A 15,326-nucleotide genomic window follows, 5' to 3' on the forward strand; every position below is an offset into this window, starting at 1 on the left:
CCGATCAAGCACCACCTGTCCTCGAATGCTGAACTCGGCTTGAAGACGCGCCGTAGTCCGCCATTTGGTGAGGCTGGCGCCGCTAGCAAGCCGGAGCATTGGTCATGGACCTCGTCTTTTCCTCCACCAGAGACTTGGCTGCCGCGATCCTCGACCGCAGGATTTCCGCCGTGGAAGCGCTGGACGCGCATTTGGCTGAGATCGACAGGCATAATGAGGCGGTCAACGCGGTCGTCACGCTCGACAGGGAAGGGGCTCGCGCTCGCGCGAAGAAGGCCGACGAAGCGCAGGCGCGCGGCGACGCTCTCGGGCCGCTGCACGGCGTGCCGTTCACGCTGAAGGACACTCACGAAACACTGGGGATGAAGACGACGGTCGGCTTCCCGCCTTTTGCCGACTATGTGGCGAGAAAAGACAGCCCGGTCGTTCTCAGGTTGAAGGCGGCCGGCGGCGTGCTCGTCGGCAAGACAAATGTCGCAACGATGCTGGGCGACTGGCAGTCGAACAACCCGCTGTTCGGCCGCACCAGTAATCCGTGGGATCTATCGCGCACCGCCGGCGGTTCCAGCGGGGGAGCGGCGGCAGCACTTTGCGCGGGCATGACGCCATTCGAACTCGGCACCGACATGCAGGATTCGATCCGCCTGCCGGCAGCCTTCTGCGGCGTCTACGGCCTCAAGCCGACCGAGCATCGCGTCTCCTTGGCCGGCGCCTTTCCCGATCCCGGTGGCGTGCCGCGCGGCGTACGGCTGATGTCCTGCATCGGTCCGCTGGCCCGCAACGTCGAAGATCTGGCGCTGATCCTGAGGATCATTGCAGGACCGGATGGCAGCGACACCGACCTTGCCCCGGTGCTGGTCGAGGACATGCCTGAGGTCAATCTCAAGACCCTGCGCATCGCTTTCGCGCCGGCCTTTCCGGGTTTTCCGGTAGCCGGCGAGATCAGGGCCGCGGTCGAAAGTCTGGCCGAGCAACTCAAGTCTGCGGGGGCAGTCGTCGAGGAAGCAAGACTGCCGACGCTCGGCCTGCATGACGATCTGACGCAAGGCGGCGCGCTGATCAGCATGATGCTGGAGGCTGCGCAGCCGAAGCCGCCAGAAGAACCGACACCGGTCTCGCGCTGGTTCGAAGCGCTCGCCCACCGCGACCAGTCAATCCTTGCCTGGGACCGGTTTTTCGAAGGTTGCGATGTCTTGCTTTGTCCCGTCGCCATGACCACGGCCTTTCCGCATTGCGAGCCGGGAACACCAATCAAGGTCGATGACAGGGAGCAGAGCTACTGGCTGCTGCCAGCCTATGGCGCGGTGTTCAACTACAGCGGCCACCCGGCACTGTCGATGCCCTGCGAGCAGGACCGCGACGGCCTGCCCATCGGCCTGCAGCTGGTCGGCCGTCGCTGGTCAGAATCGCGGCTGCTTGGCATCGCCAGGGCAATAGCGCCGCTGAGCGGCGGTTTTCGCCGTCCGCCCGGCTATTGAGCAAACCGCGTTAGCCTATAGGGCTCAAGTAGCGGATCGCGCGCGTCGTCCAGTATTTCCCGGCCGGCGAACAGGCCGACGGCAGGCGCCAGCGTGATGCCGGAATGCATGACCGCGACATAGAGGCTGCTCACGCTTTGAGCCCGTCCGATGATCGGAAAGCCGTCGATCGGCGTCGGCCGATAGCCGACGGTGTGAAAATCCAGTTCCAGCCGGTCGGCGCCGCGCAGCATGCTCTTCATCGCCGCAAACAGGTCGCGGGCTGTGGCTTCGGCATCCATGCCCGGATCGGCGCCGCCGAAATCCGAGCCGGCGATGATGCGGCCCTCGGCAGTCTGGCGCATGTGCAGCCGGTCGCCGATCACCAGGCCGTTGAGCAGCTTTTCGTACGGGCGTGAATGGACGATCAGGCCGGGCGGCGTCTCAATCGGCAGTTTTAGCCCGGCCGTTGCCGCAATTGCCGCAGAGCCGGCGCCGGCCGCGATCACCAACTCGTCGGCGACAATCCGTCCGCCTGACGTATCGACGCCGCTAATCCTGCCTTTGGTCTGTATCAGCGCGGTGACTGTCGTGCCGGTAATCACCCGCGCGCCAAGTCGCTCGGCGTCGGCCAGCAGCGTCTGCGTGGCCGCGACCGGTTCGGCCACGCCCTCCTCAGCGACGTGAAGGGCGAAGTCGGAAAGCTCGGTCAAATTGGGCTCTATACGTGCGGCTCCCACGCGGTCGACGCGCTCGATCCCGTAGCCCCAGGCGGAATGCTCGGCGGCATAGGCCCCAAGCTCGGCCGGCGGCAGGTCCCAGCACAGGCCGCCGCACCAGGCGAGTGGAATGCCGGGCACGTCATGGGCAAGCCGCGTCCATTCGGCCATCGAACGGGTACGCAGCCGGAAATACGGCTCTGGATTGCCCCAACTGGCATTGATCCAGGCAAAGGAATTCGGCGTGGCGACGCCGCCCGCACCGCTGTCGGCAACGATCGTCACGTTCGCGCCAGCCTTCGCCAGATGCCAGGCGATGGACGCACCGATGATGCCGGCGCCGACGACAATGACGTGCTTGGCTGCGCTCATGGATGGACCTTTATCGAACCGCCTCTGTTGATGCCATTGCGGCGGACCTATCTCAAGGCCGGGCAACCGCCCAAAATTGTTCGACAGGCTGCAAAAGCGCTGCTAGAAGCCCGCGCACCACATGGGATTCCACAAATTGGCTGAAGACATCACGAACGCGGTGGCGCGCCGCCGCACTTTCGCGATCATCGCGCATCCGGACGCCGGCAAGACGACGCTGACCGAAAAGCTGCTTTTGTTCGGCGGTGCCATCCAGCTTGCCGGCGAGGTCAAGGCCAAGAAGGATCGCATCCAGACCCGGTCGGACTGGATGAAGATCGAGCGCGAGCGCGGCATTTCGGTCGTCACCTCGGTGATGACCTTCGAGTATGAGGACAATGTCTTCAACCTGCTCGATACGCCCGGTCACGAGGATTTCGCCGACGATACCTATCGCACGCTGTCGGCGGTCGATGCGGCGGTCATGGTCATCGACGCCGCCAAGGGTATAGAGCCGCGCACGCTAAAACTGTTCGAGGTCTGCCGGCTTCGCGACATCCCGATCATCACCTTCGTCAACAAGATGGACCGCGAAAGCCGCGACCCGTTCGAGATACTCGATGAGATCGAGCAGAAGCTGGCGCTGGACACCGCACCGATCACCTGGCCGATCGGCCGCGGCAAAACCTTTTCCGGCACCTATCATCTGGCGCTGAACGCGGTGCGCAAGGGCGACGCCGAGAAAGAACGCACGCCGGTCAATGGTCCCGACTCCAACCGCGTCGCCGGCCTGTTGCCGGAGAACGAGCGCGAGGCTTTCATCGAGGAGCTGGAGCTGGCGCGCGAAGCCTGCCGCCCGCTCGACATCGGTGCGTTTCGCGAGGGCCATCTGACGCCGGTTTATTTCGGTTCGGCGCTGCGCAATTACGGCGTCCGCGACCTGATCGAGGCGCTTGGTGCCTACGGGCCGCCGCCACGCGCGCAGGAAGCCGATACCCGCAAAGTCGAGGCGACCGAGGATAGGATGACCTCCTTCGTCTTCAAGATCCAGGCCAACATGGATCCCAACCACCGCGACCGCATCGCCTTCGTCCGCGTCTGCTCGGGCAAGCTCGAGCGCGGCATGAAAGCCAAGCTGGTGCGCACGGGAAAACCGATGAGCCTGTCGGCGCCGCAATTTTTCTTCGCCCGCACCCGCGTCACCGCCGACGAGGCCTTTGCCGGCGACGTCGTCGGCATCCCCAACCACGGCACGCTGCGCATCGGCGATACGCTGACCGAGGGCGAGGAGATCCTGTTCCGCGGCGTGCCGAATTTCGCGCCGGAAATCCTGCGCCGCGTCCGGCTCGGCGACGCGATGAAGGCCAAGAAGCTGAAGGAGGCGCTGCACCAGATGGCCGAGGAAGGCGTCGTGCAACTGTTCTCGCCAGAAGACGGCTCGCCGGCAATCGTCGGCGTCGTCGGTGCGCTGCAGCTTGACGTGCTGAAGGAGCGGCTGAATATCGAATACACGCTGCCGGTCGATTTCGAGATGTCGCGCTTTTCCGTCTGCCGCTGGATATCGGCCGACGACAAGGCCGAGGTTCATCGCTTCATCGAGGCGCATCGCGGCGACATTGCCCGCGACCTCGACCACGATCCGGTGTTCCTTGCCCAGCACGCCTTTTCGCTCAACTACGAGGCCGAGCGCTGGAAGGCGATCCGTTTTGCGGCGGTCAAGGACTACCAGGTCCGCGACAAGGCGGCTTGACCTGTTGGTTTTCCCTTCTCCCCTTGTGGGAGAAGGTGTCGCCGAAGGCGACGGATGAGGGGTGTTCCAGGGAACGCCGACGCCTCGTTCTGTCCAACACCCCTCAACCGTCTCGGCGCTGCGCGCCGATCCACCTTCTCCCACAAGGGGAGAAGGGAAGATCGGTCGGCTCCTCACCCCCTGGCTGCCTCCTCGATCTTGGCGATGTCGATCTTGGACATTTGCATCATCGCCTGCATGACGCGGCCGGCCTTTTCGGTGTCGGGGTCCTGCAGCAGCCTCGGCAATTGCTCCGGCACGACCTGCCAGGAGACGCCGAATTTGTCCTTCAGCCAGCTGCACTGGCTGGGCTCGCCACCGCCCTCGATGAGCCTGTCCCAGAAATAGTCGACCTCCTCCTGCGTCTTGCAGTCGATGGACAGCGAGACTGCCTCGGTGAACTTGAATTGCGGCCCGCCGTTGAGCGCCTGGAACTGCACGCCGTCGAGCTCGAAATAGGTCACCAGCACCTTGCCCTCATTATCGCCGCTGCCCTTGGGCCAGCGCATCACACTCAGCACCTTCGAGTTCTTGAAGATGGAGATGTAATGGTTCATGGCCTCCTCGGCCTGGTCGTCGAACCACAGGCAGGGGGTGATCTTTTGCATTTTCTTGCTCCTCGGGCTGTTTTGGCTTGTTTTCACGCGTCCAACGGCCGGCTGGCGATTGATGCCGGTCGCCGCCGTCTGCCCAAGGACGCTCAAACAAAACACGATCCGACAGCACCTCTGACTTTTTTACTGCCTGGACCGGCTTGCCGTCTTTGGCTCAAGATCCCGGCGCATCGCAAAACCGTGGCCAGACCAGACGGTGGCGTATATAACGCCGCTCAATTCCGGTTTTCCGCGCCTGTTCGGACGCCACGCAGACAGCAAGGACAGTTTAATGCCCGCCTACCGTTCCCGCACCACCACCCATGGCCGTAACATGGCCGGCGCCCGCGGCCTGTGGCGCGCCACCGGCATGAAGGATTCCGATTTCGGCAAGCCCATCATCGCTGTCGTCAATTCCTTCACCCAGTTCGTTCCGGGCCACGTCCATCTCAAGGATCTCGGCCAGCTGGTCGCCCGCGAGATCGAGAAGGCCGGCGGCGTTGCGAAAGAGTTCAACACCATCGCTGTCGACGACGGCATCGCCATGGGTCATGACGGCATGCTCTATTCGCTGCCTTCGCGCGAGCTGATCGCCGACTCGGTCGAATACATGGTCAACGCCCACTGCGCCGACGCCATGGTCTGCATCTCGAATTGCGACAAGATCACGCCGGGCATGCTGATGGCGTCGCTGCGTCTCAATATCCCGACCGTCTTCGTCTCCGGCGGCCCGATGGAAGCCGGCAAGGTGGTGCTTGCCGGCAAGACGCAGGCGCTCGATCTGGTGGACGCCATGGTCGCGGCTGCCGACGACAAGATCTCCGACGAGGACGTCAAGACCATCGAGCGCTCTGCCTGCCCGACCTGCGGCTCCTGCTCGGGCATGTTCACCGCCAATTCGATGAATTGCCTGACCGAGGCGCTCGGCCTTTCGCTGCCCGGCAACGGTTCGACGCTGGCGACGCACGTCGACCGCAGGCGGCTGTTCGTCGAGGCCGGCCACCTGATCGTCGATCTCGCCCAGCGCTACTACGAGCAGGACGACGACACCGCGCTGCCGCGCAGCATCGCTTCGAAGGGTGCCTTCGAGAACGCCATGACGCTCGACATCGCCATGGGCGGCTCGACCAACACCGTGCTGCACATCCTGGCTGCCGCGCATGAGGGCGAGATCGATTTCGGTCAGGACGACATTGACGCGCTGTCACGCAAGGTGCCGGTGCTATGCAAGGTTGCCCCCGCCAAGGCGGATGTGCACATGGAAGACGTCCACCGCGCCGGCGGCATCATGGCGATCCTCGGCCAGCTCGATAGCGCCGGACTGATCAACCGCGACCTGCCGACCGTGCACACCGCAAGCCTCGGCGAAGCGCTCGACCATTGGGATATCTCGCGCACGTCAAGCCAAAATGTCCGCGACTTCTTTCTGGCGGCCCCTGGCGGCGTGCCGACGCAGGTCGCCTTCAGCCAGGATCGCCGCTGGGACGAACTCGATCTCGATCGGGAGAAGGGTGTCATCCGCTCAGCCCAATATCCTTTTTCCAAGGATGGTGGCCTTGCCGTGCTGAAAGGCAACCTGGCGCTCGACGGCTGTATCGTGAAGACCGCGGGCGTCGATGAATCGATCCTGAAATTCACCGGCCCGGCCAGGGTGTTCGAAAGCCAGGACGCCAGCGTCAAGGCGATCCTGTCCAACGAGATCAAGGCCGGCGATGTCGTCGTCATCCGCTACGAAGGGCCGCGCGGCGGCCCCGGCATGCAGGAAATGCTCTATCCGACCAGCTATTTGAAGTCGAAGGGCCTCGGCAAGGCCTGCGCGCTGGTCACCGATGGCCGCTTCTCCGGCGGCACCTCCGGCCTGTCGATAGGCCATGCTTCTCCCGAGGCGGCGGAAGGCGGGCTGATCGGGCTGGTGCATGAGGGCGATACGATCGAGATCGATATCCCGAACCGCACCATCCGGCTTGCCGTCGACGATGCCGAACTGGCCGCCCGCCGCGCCGCGATGGAGGCCAAGGGAGCCGCCGCCTGGAAGCCCGAGGAAAAGCGCAAGCGCAAGGTGACGATGGCCTTGCGCGCCTACGCCTCGATGGCGACCAGTGCTGCAAAGGGTGCGGTAAGGTATGTGCCGGAATAGGTTCGCTTCTTCAAAGGGATGACGGTAGATGGATTTCGACCTTATCGTCCGCGGCGGCACGCTGCCCGACGGCAGGATCGCCGATATCGGCATCATCGGCGAGACGATCGCGGCCATCGAGCCGGAGCTGAACGCTGGCGCGGGCACGGCGATTGATGCCCATGGCAATCTGATCTCGCCGCCCTTCGTCGATCCGCATTTTCACATGGACGCCACGCTCTCGCTAGGCATCCCGCGCATCAACGTGTCGGGCACGCTGCTCGAAGGCATCTCGCTGTGGGGCGAACTGAAGCCGCTGTTGACGCACGAAGCGGTGCGCGACCGCGCGCTCGCCTATTGCGACTGGGCGGTGTCCATGGGCCTGCTCGCCATCCGCAGCCATGTCGATGTCTGCGATACCAGGCTGCTGGCGGTCGAAGCCCTGCTCGATGTGAAGAAGACCGTCGCGCCCTATATCGACCTGCAACTGGTCGCCTTCCCGCAGGATGGGTTTTATCGCTCGCCGACGGCGCGCGATAACACCATCCGCGCGCTCGACATGGGTGTCGACATCGTCGGCGGTATTCCGCATTTCGAGCGCACCGTGGCCGACGGCACGCGTTCGGTGACGGAACTGTGCGAAATCGCGGCAGAACGCGGCCTCATGGTCGACCTGCATTGCGACGAGACCGATGATCCGCTGTCGCGCCATATCGAACAACTGGCCTATGAGACGCAACGCCTCGGCCTGCAGGGCAGGGTCGCCGGCTCGCATCTTACGTCGATGCACTCGATGGACAATTACTATGTCTCGAAGCTGTTGCCGCTGATATCAGAGGCAGGCGTCTCGGCGATCCCCAATCCGCTGATCAACATCATGCTGCAGGGCCGCCACGACACATTCCCCAAACGCCGCGGCCTGACGCGGGTCAAGGAAATGCTTGCCCACGGTATCCGCGTCGGCTGGGGTCAGGATTGCGTGCTCGACCCCTGGTATTCGCTGGGCACCGCCGACATGCTCGACGTCGCCTTCATGGGCCTTCACGTCGCCCAGATGTCGAGCCCGGCCGACATGGCGCGCTGCTTCGACATGGTCACCAACGTCAACGCCGCCATCATGGGCCTCGACCATTTCGGCCTGTCGGTCGGCAAGCGCGCCAGCCTCGTCGTCCTCGATGCCGGCGATCCGGTCGAGGCCTTGCGCCTGCGTCCCGAGCGACTCTGTGTCATCGCCAGGGGCAAGGTGGTGGCCGAGCGGGCCAGGCAGGAAACACGGCTCTCGATCGCCGGACGGCCGGCAACAGTGAACCGCAGGCATCGCCGGTCTCAAAACTCCATCGATCAGATTGATAGGTCCTGACCGCAAGTCTACAATCAACCTCCAGTTTTATGCCGAGGAGGATGTCATGTGGCACAAGGCGGCGATGGTGGTCGTGTTGGCGGCGACCTGTGCAGGCTGCATGACGGCCGAAGACCGTCGTGCCGCTGACGAGGCGAAATGCCGTTCCTACGGTTTCGTCAGGAAGAATGATGCCTTCGCCGAATGTCTGCAGCGCATCGATCTGGCGCGCCGCGCCGAACTCAGAAGTGCGTCGGTCTTCGATCCCTGGGATCGGCCGGTGATCTATCGTCCGGTTATCATTCGGCCACGGCCAAAGTAGGCCGTTGCGATCGTCCGTACAGGCCCAGCCGTTTTCCGGTCCCTGGTCTGGCCGGCTTCCCGATTTCCGCTCGTCAAAGCGGCTGCTTGCGTCTACGACGCTGCTCACCGGGCTTTCATGCAGGAGGAAGCGACATCGGCATGGCAGAGCCAACAGCCCAGAATTCGACGATCAGGAACGTGCTTTTGGCTGGCATTCTGCTGATGCTGGCCGGCGATTTCCTGTTTGCGTTGAACGATGCGATGGGTAAATGGCTGGTCGCCAGCTTTTCCGTCGGTCAGGTCGTGCTGATCCGTTCCATCGGCGCCTTTTTCGTGCTCGGTCCGATGATCGCGCGTCAAGGCGCGGCCAGGCTGTTCCGCATGGAGCGCCTGGAACTGCAGGTCGTGCGCGTCGTCATGGCGACGCTTGACACGGCGCTGTTCTACGCCGCCGTCGTCTATCTGCCGCTCGCCGACGTCATGAGCTTCTACATGGCAGGGCCGATCTACGTGGCGGCGCTGTCCCACCTGTTGCTTGGTGAAAAGGTCGGCTGGCGCCGCTGGATGGCGATTCTGGTCGGGTTCTGCGGTGTGCTGATCATGCTCGAACCGTCCTCGGCCGCGTTTTCGCTGTCGTCGACCTTCGCGCTGGCCGGAAGCATTTCATTCGCCTTCGCCATCATTCTCAACCGGCGGTTGCGCGGCACCAGCGACACCTCGCTCGTTACCTGGCAAACCATCGGCACGTTGGTGGTCGGCGGGTTTCTCACCATCGGCAACTGGCAGACGCCGTCCTCGCTCGATTTCGGCGCCATGCTGCTTCTTGGCATCGTCTCCTGCGGCGCGCATCTTATGATCACCAGGGCGCTGAAGCTGGCGCCGGCGTCGACGCTGGCGCCGCTGCATTACAGCCTGCTGCTATGGGCCGTCATCTTCGGGCTGGCCTTCTTCGGCGACATGCCCGGCCCGCGCATCCTGATCGGCTCGGGCATCATCGTGCTGGCCGGCCTGTTCATCTTCCATCGCCAGAAAGTGGTCGACACGGTGCCGCCCGAAAACGTGCCGAAAGGTGTCAACTAGGGTCCAGATTTCTGGTGCCTCAAGGTTCAGAGTTTTGGCACTTAACCGGCGCGCACCGCCGCCAGATGCGTTGAGAAGTCGGCCGTCTCCATCAGCGCCCTGCAGCGTGAAAAGCGACCGTCGGCATAGGCGCGGAAATCGTCGGCCGGATTGCTGTTGGCAAGCTGGATCAGTCCCCACAGCGTCCACAAGAGATCGCACATCGCCTTGTAGATGACGATGCGGCCGCGCGCCGCCGGCGTCGGCTCGCCACCGAAATAGGCGCCCATCATCTCGTCCTCCTGCGCCGTATCAAACTGGCCTTCGACGCTGAGGTCGCCGAGATCCCAAAGCGGGTCGTTCATGCCGGAATATTCCCAGTCGACGATCCACATCCTGTCGCCCGTATCGAGAAAATTTTCGCACAGCGGATCGCAGTGGCAGGCGACGAGAGGCAGGGGATGCGCGGCAAGCGCCGAGCGCACCGTTTCCGCCTCGATAACGACGTCGTGGTAACCGGCAGGCAGGGCGACGTCCTTGGTCGACAGCACCTTCAGGTAGTCGTCGATCATCGCAAACAGCTCGAAGCGGAAGGGAAACACCGCGCCGGATGTATGTAATCTGCGGAAGGCTTTGCCGGCACGCGCCGGACTGCCCGGCCGGGTCTTGAATTTATCCGGCGACATCGTCTCGGCGCCCGCGATGAAGCGCGTCACCATCACGCCTGTCTCGCCGTCGACATGCAGCAGCTCGGGGCTGACGCCGGCCATCGCTGCCTCCCGCGCCGCCACCGCCTCGTTGGCGCGGTTGATATACTCCTGCGTGCCCTTGCCGGGAATCCGCAGGCAGGCATCTCCAGCCCTGAAGACGAGGTTGGTGAGGCCACCCAGCCGCTCCAGCGGTCCCTCGTAGCCGGCCAGCGCCGGAATGGCTGCAAGCGCCGCGCGTGCTTCCTCGTCCACCATCGCTTCTGCCCTCTTTTCGCGTCTATTTGTGGTGACGACGGTTCCACAAATTTCGCCGTTTGGCTATCATCGCTTGCATGCGGTTCACTCCAGCGCCGTGCGTTCCCCGTAGGACGCGCTAAGAACGCTGCGGCGCTGTGATTTGCGGACGAGACTGTAATGGCGGACAGGAAAAACAAAGGCGCGCTCGCCGCGGCCTATGCAGCGAAGCGGCCAGAGGAGGTGGCGGCGCTCTACGACCGCTGGTCCGACACCTACGACGCCGACATGTCGGCGGCCGGTTATCGCCATCCGACCATCTGCCTTGCCCTGCTTGCCCGCCACCTGCCGCGCGGCGCGGCACCGCTCCTCGATGCCGGTGCCGGCACCGGGCTCATCGGCGAGTGGCTGAAGATCGCGGGCTATCCGCAGGTCGAGGCGCTCGACATTTCCGAAGGCATGCTGGCCCAGGCAGCGCGCAAGGGCGTCTATTCGGCGCTTCACTGCTTTGCGCTCGGCGGCCCGCTGCCCTTCGCGGATGATGCCTATGCCGGCATCATATCGGCCGGCGTCTTCACCTCGGGCCATGTCGGCGCTGAGGGGCTGGACGAACTGATCCGCATCTGCCGGCCGGGCGGGATAATCGTGCTGACGGTCAAGAACACCCTGTGGGACGCCGGCTTTTCCGCAGGGATAGCCGACCTCGAGGCGAAGGGCGTCGTCACGCGCGCCGAGGAGACATCGCCCTATGTCTCCATGCCGGGCGAGGCCGACACCGTGCCCAGCCGCGGTCTCGTTCTGCGCGTGAACTGACCATCCCCGCTCCTATGCATGTCGCGTAAAAGTGAGCAGCGGTTTTGCGATAACGACATGCATAGAAACAAGAACTTAAAGCGCCTCGCATGAATCCGTTCAGACGCGACGCGCTTTAGGCTCTGATCCTTCCTCCGGCCGGGTCGTAAAGCGGCTCGAGATGGATTTTTGCCGGCGTCCGCTGCATAGCCACCACCAGCTCGTAGTCGCCGCAGGTGAGGAAATCGTCGCTGACGCCGTCGGCGTTGCGCACATAGCCGTAGCCGATGTTCTTTCCGACCGTGTAGCCATAGCCGCCGCTGGTCAGGTAGCCGACCGGCTCGCTGTTGCGCAGGATCGTTTCGCGCCCGAGCAGCACGATCTCGCAATCGTCGACGGTGAAGCCGGCAAAGCGTTTTTTCAGAACCGCGCCGCCGATCTCTTCCAGCGCCCGCCGCCCGAGAAAATCTGTGTTCTTGCGAAGCTTCACCGCCCAGCCAAGGCCGGCCTCCTGCGGCGTGTCGTTGGGCGTGATGTCGGAGCCCCAGGCGCGGTAGCCTTTTTCCAGCCGCAGCGATTCCAGCGCCCTGTAGCCGACCGGGCGGATGCTGTGCTCCTCGCCCGCCGCCATCAGCGCGTCGAAGATTTCGCCCGTCGCCGCGATCGGCACATGAAGCTCCCAGCCGAGCTCGCCGACATAGGTGACGCGCAGCGCCCTAACTGTGGTGCCGGCGATGGAGATTTCCCGCACGTGTCCGAACGGGAAAGCGGTGTTCGACACGTCCGCATCGGTCACCGCAGCCAGCACGTCGCGGGCCCGCGGCCCCATCAGCGACAGCGTGCCGAAATCCTCGGTGACATCGGTGAGCGTCACGTCGAGCTCGTTGCCGACATGGTCGCCGATCCACGAGAAGTCATGCGTCCTAAAGCCGGTGCCGGTGACGACGTAGAATCGGTCTTCGCCGAGCCGCGCCACGGTCAGGTCGGCCTCGATGCCGCCGCGCGTGTTGAGAAGCTGCGTGTAGGTCAGCCGGCCGACCGGCTTGGCGACGTCGTTGGCGCAGATCCAGTCGAGCGCCTTCAGCGCATCCGCACCGGTCATTTCGTATTTGGCGAAGGACGATTGGTCGAAGATGCCGACGTGTTCGCGCACGTGCCGGTGCTCGTCGCCGACTGGCGAAAACCAGTTCTGCCGGCCCATCGAATAGATGTCCTTCGGCTCGACGCCTTCGGGCGCAAACCAGTTCGGCCGCTCCCAACCGAGCTTGGAGCCGAACACGGCGCGGTGCTTTTGCAGCCGTTCATAGAGTGGCGACACGATCCGTGGCCGGCCCGTGGCATACTCTTCATGCGGGAAGCCGATCGTATAGTGCTTGCCATAGGCTTCCAGCGTGCGGTCGCGGACCCATTGCCGGTCGCGGTGCAGGTCGGAAAAGCGCCTGATATCGACCACCCACAGGTCGAGTGGCGCCTCGCCGTCGACGACCCACTGCGCCAGCACCCAGCCGGCGCCGCCGCCTGCCGCGATGCCGAAGGCGTTGAAGCCGGCGCCGACGAACATGTTGGCGCATTCGGGTGCCACGCCAAGAATGAAATTGCCGTCCGGCGTGAAGCTCTCCGGCCCGTTGATCATCTGCTTGACGCCGACGGTTTCGAGCGCCGGAACCCGCGTGATCGCCTGGTTCATATGCTGCTCGAAATGATCGTAATCGTCGTCGAACAGCCGGAACTGCCAGTCGTCAGGGACATCGCCGCCAGGAAGATCGGTCGTCCAGGCTTGCGGGTTCGGCTCATAGCCGCCCATCACCAGCCCGCCGACCTCCTCCTTGAAATAAATGCGGCGGTCGGGGTCGCGGATCGTCGGCGCATCGGTCGCCACCCCGTCTATTCTTTCGGTGACGATGTACTGGTGCTTCACCGGCTGCAGCGGCACGTTGATGCCGGCTAGCGCTCCCACCTGCCGCGCCCATTGCCCGGCACAGTTCACCACCTTGTCGCAGGCGATATCGCCCCTGTTGGTCTTTACCGTTGTGATGCGGCCATCCTGCATGTCGAAGCCGGTGACGCGGACATCCTCGAACAGCCTGGCGCCATGCATGCGCGCGCCTTTGGCCAGCGACTGCGTGATGTCGGAAGGGTTTGCCTGGCCGTCGGTCGGCAGCCAGTTGGCGCCGACGAGATCGCCGGTTGCCAGCAGCGGCCACATCGCCTTAACCTCGGCCGGTGACAGCAACTGCATGTCCATGCCGAAGCTCTTCGCCGTCGTCGCCAGCCTCTTGTACTCGATCCAGCGGTCGGCATTGGTGGCGAGCCTGAGGCATCCGGTCATCTTCCAGCCGGTGGCCAGCCCGGTTTCGGCTTCCAGCCCCTTGTAGAGATCGACCGAATATTTGAGCACGCGGGTGATCGAGGCCGAAGACCGCAATTGACCGACCAGCCCCGCGGCATGCCATGTCGAGCCCGAAGTCAGTTTGCCCTGTTCCAGGAGCACGACATCGGCCTTGTGGTCACGCGCCAGATGATAAGCCGTCGAACAGCCGATTATGCCGCCGCCGATGACGACGATCTCGGCGTGGGCGGGCAAGGTCATGATATCTGTCCGTACTTTGTTCTGTAGTTTTCCAGCGCGGCATCGAGCCGCGTCAGGTTTTCGTCGGTATAGGCAACGTAGTCGATGCCGGGCGCGTCGAGATAAAGTTCGGAAACCATGCTCCACATCGCCTCGCGCAGCAGCGATGCGCATTGCATGGCCGCATGCGAGCGGCGGATCGCCTCGTCCGGCTCCTTCATGAAATAGGCGGTCAGGAAGGCGAAGGACTCCTCGTCGTTCATGGTGGCGTTCGAGGCGACGCCGGCGAGGTCGAACATCGCCGTGTTGAAGCCGGCATATTCGAAATCGATCAGCCACAGCCTGTGGCCGTCATCGAGAATATTAGCCGGCAGAAGGTCATTATGACCGAAGACGATCGGCAGCAATTTCTGCGCCCGTTCGAGCTCGTCTGCAAGCGTCAGCAGCCGCGGCAACTCGCTTCGCATGCGGCTGTCGGCTTCCTCCAGCGTGCGCGCATAGTCGCGGATGACATGGAATACCCAGAACATGAAGCCGGCGCCGGAGACATGATTGGGCATCTCGCGATGGAAGCCGCGCATCAGGGCGGCGACGCGGTCGATATTGGCGCGGACGTCCTCGGCGACAAAAGTCTTGGCGCCGAGAAATTCCGTTACCAGGATGCCGGGCTCGGAATGGCGGACCGCAGGCGCGAAGCCGGCGGCGTGCGCCGCGCGCGCGGTCATCACCTCGCGCTCGCGAAAGACATGATGGAATGGAAAGTCCTGGCCAAAGCGCACGACATGCCGGCCGGCGGCGTCCTTGACCAGATAGTTGGCGTTGCTCAGGCCGCCTGGCAGCGGCGCGATCTCGATGCTGCCGGTCCAGCAGGGCAGGGCGCGGATGCGGTCCTCGGCGGTCACGGGTGAATCCCTCGTTGCGCGGGGTTCAAGGCGTCGCGGGCGACGCAAAGAGGGCGGCCGGCAGGAGGGAGCAATGCGAAGTCCTCGTCGGTGCGGGATCCCGGGATCGGTATCCCGCACCGCACCGACGAGCCCCAGTGCCGGGTTCTTTGACTCCGGCATCCGCCCCCGCGGATTCAAAAAAGTCCTTTTCCCTTACGTCAGACGATTTCCCGGACGTTCGGGCAGGCGAATTTTGGTGCGGCTCTGCCATCGTTCTCCCGTGGCAGTTCCGAAGCCTGTCACAAGCCAGTGTCGCGCCATGTGATCCGGCTTGTCAACGACAACTTGTGGCTTTTTGCCCGAAATCACAAGGATTTCTTGTAAACTGTGGCCGATTTGCCTTAGAAGCGG

Annotated in this window: 12 protein-coding genes; 7 read left to right on the forward strand and 5 right to left on the reverse strand. The window is 63.8% G+C overall.

Features of this window, described 5'->3' with window-relative positions; genetic code table 11:
* The first annotated feature begins 104 nt into the window (after window positions 1-104).
* Complete coding sequence (locus tag AC0L2V_RS29575; RefSeq protein ID WP_473510343.1) at window positions 105-1,478, forward strand: amidase; 1,374 nt, start codon at window positions 105-107, stop codon at window positions 1,476-1,478.
* Here the strand turns inward: AC0L2V_RS29575 and AC0L2V_RS29580 are convergent.
* The gene (locus AC0L2V_RS29580) at window positions 1,472-2,548 is read right to left on the reverse strand and encodes an NAD(P)/FAD-dependent oxidoreductase (protein WP_473521911.1); all 1,077 of its coding nucleotides are present in this window, start codon (window positions 2,546-2,548) and stop codon (window positions 1,472-1,474) included. The genes AC0L2V_RS29575 and AC0L2V_RS29580 overlap by 7 nt on opposite strands.
* Window positions 2,549-2,669: 121 nt before the next feature.
* Here AC0L2V_RS29580 and AC0L2V_RS29585 point away from each other — a divergent pair, with 121 nt between their 5' ends.
* A complete protein-coding gene (locus AC0L2V_RS29585) occupies window positions 2,670-4,277 on the forward strand; it encodes a peptide chain release factor 3 (RefSeq protein ID WP_023803735.1) in 1,608 nt (535 codons plus the stop codon).
* A 173-nt stretch (window positions 4,278-4,450) separates the two neighbouring features.
* Here AC0L2V_RS29585 and AC0L2V_RS29590 read toward each other — a convergent pair whose 3' ends face one another.
* Window positions 4,451-4,924 carry a VOC family protein gene (locus AC0L2V_RS29590; protein ID WP_292406851.1) on the reverse strand — a complete coding sequence of 158 codons (474 nt, stop codon included), beginning with the start codon at window positions 4,922-4,924 and terminating at the stop codon, window positions 4,451-4,453.
* A gap of 277 nt (window positions 4,925-5,201) precedes the next feature.
* On the opposite strand from AC0L2V_RS29590, the gene ilvD reads away from it, so the two are divergent.
* From ilvD to AC0L2V_RS29610, 4 genes are all read left to right on the forward strand, one after another.
* Complete coding sequence (ilvD, locus tag AC0L2V_RS29595; protein WP_473510338.1) at window positions 5,202-7,046, forward strand: dihydroxy-acid dehydratase; 1,845 nt, start codon at window positions 5,202-5,204, stop codon at window positions 7,044-7,046.
* Between the two features lie 28 nt (window positions 7,047-7,074).
* The gene (locus AC0L2V_RS29600) at window positions 7,075-8,385 is read left to right on the forward strand and encodes an amidohydrolase family protein (RefSeq protein ID WP_473510336.1); all 1,311 of its coding nucleotides are present in this window, start codon (window positions 7,075-7,077) and stop codon (window positions 8,383-8,385) included.
* Between the two features lie 46 nt (window positions 8,386-8,431).
* Window positions 8,432-8,686, forward strand: a complete 255-nt coding sequence (locus AC0L2V_RS29605; RefSeq protein ID WP_023802862.1) for a hypothetical protein — start codon at window positions 8,432-8,434, stop codon at window positions 8,684-8,686.
* A 140-nt stretch (window positions 8,687-8,826) separates the two neighbouring features.
* A complete protein-coding gene (locus tag AC0L2V_RS29610) occupies window positions 8,827-9,747 on the forward strand; it encodes a DMT family transporter (RefSeq protein ID WP_473521912.1) in 921 nt (306 codons plus the stop codon).
* Window positions 9,748-9,788: 41 nt separating this feature from the next.
* Here AC0L2V_RS29610 and AC0L2V_RS29615 read toward each other — a convergent pair whose 3' ends face one another.
* Complete coding sequence (locus tag AC0L2V_RS29615; RefSeq protein ID WP_473510333.1) at window positions 9,789-10,691, reverse strand: phosphotransferase; 903 nt, start codon at window positions 10,689-10,691, stop codon at window positions 9,789-9,791.
* Between the two features lie 159 nt (window positions 10,692-10,850).
* Here AC0L2V_RS29615 and AC0L2V_RS29620 point away from each other — a divergent pair, with 159 nt between their 5' ends.
* Entirely contained in the window at window positions 10,851-11,483 is a 633-nt protein-coding gene (locus tag AC0L2V_RS29620) for a class I SAM-dependent DNA methyltransferase (protein ID WP_473510332.1), read from the forward strand.
* 115 nt (window positions 11,484-11,598) lie between these two features.
* Here the strand turns inward: AC0L2V_RS29620 and AC0L2V_RS29625 are convergent, their stop codons facing one another.
* Both AC0L2V_RS29625 and AC0L2V_RS29630 read right to left on the reverse strand, forming a co-directional pair.
* The gene (locus AC0L2V_RS29625; protein WP_473510330.1) at window positions 11,599-14,052 is read right to left on the reverse strand and encodes a GcvT family protein; all 2,454 of its coding nucleotides are present in this window, start codon (window positions 14,050-14,052) and stop codon (window positions 11,599-11,601) included.
* The gene (locus AC0L2V_RS29630; protein WP_023802867.1) at window positions 14,049-14,933 is read right to left on the reverse strand and encodes a phosphotransferase family protein; all 885 of its coding nucleotides are present in this window, start codon (window positions 14,931-14,933) and stop codon (window positions 14,049-14,051) included. The genes AC0L2V_RS29625 and AC0L2V_RS29630 overlap by 4 nt, the downstream gene beginning before the upstream one ends.
* Between the last annotated feature and the right edge of the window lie 393 nt (window positions 14,934-15,326).

The sequence above is a fragment of the Mesorhizobium sp. WSM4814 genome, assembly GCF_055811595.1.

Bases quoted from the DNA above. Each gene is read 5' to 3' on its own strand.
- AC0L2V_RS29585 (WP_023803735.1), top strand. From the start codon at position 2,670: ATGGGATTCCACAAATTGGCTGAAGACATCACGAACGCGGTGGCGCGC.
- AC0L2V_RS29610 (WP_473521912.1), top strand. From the start codon at position 8,827: ATGGCAGAGCCAACAGCCCAGAATTCGACGATCAGGAACGTGCTTTTG.
- AC0L2V_RS29625 (WP_473510330.1), bottom strand. From the start codon at position 14,052: ATGACCTTGCCCGCCCACGCCGAGATCGTCGTCATCGGCGGCGGCATA.
- AC0L2V_RS29600 (WP_473510336.1), top strand. From the start codon at position 7,075: ATGGATTTCGACCTTATCGTCCGCGGCGGCACGCTGCCCGACGGCAGG.
- ilvD (WP_473510338.1), top strand. From the start codon at position 5,202: ATGCCCGCCTACCGTTCCCGCACCACCACCCATGGCCGTAACATGGCC.
- AC0L2V_RS29615 (WP_473510333.1), bottom strand. From the start codon at position 10,691: ATGGTGGACGAGGAAGCACGCGCGGCGCTTGCAGCCATTCCGGCGCTG.
- AC0L2V_RS29575 (WP_473510343.1), top strand. From the start codon at position 105: ATGGACCTCGTCTTTTCCTCCACCAGAGACTTGGCTGCCGCGATCCTC.
- AC0L2V_RS29580 (WP_473521911.1), bottom strand. From the start codon at position 2,548: ATGAGCGCAGCCAAGCACGTCATTGTCGTCGGCGCCGGCATCATCGGT.
- AC0L2V_RS29590 (WP_292406851.1), bottom strand. From the start codon at position 4,924: ATGCAAAAGATCACCCCCTGCCTGTGGTTCGACGACCAGGCCGAGGAG.
- AC0L2V_RS29620 (WP_473510332.1), top strand. From the start codon at position 10,851: ATGGCGGACAGGAAAAACAAAGGCGCGCTCGCCGCGGCCTATGCAGCG.
- AC0L2V_RS29605 (WP_023802862.1), top strand. From the start codon at position 8,432: ATGTGGCACAAGGCGGCGATGGTGGTCGTGTTGGCGGCGACCTGTGCA.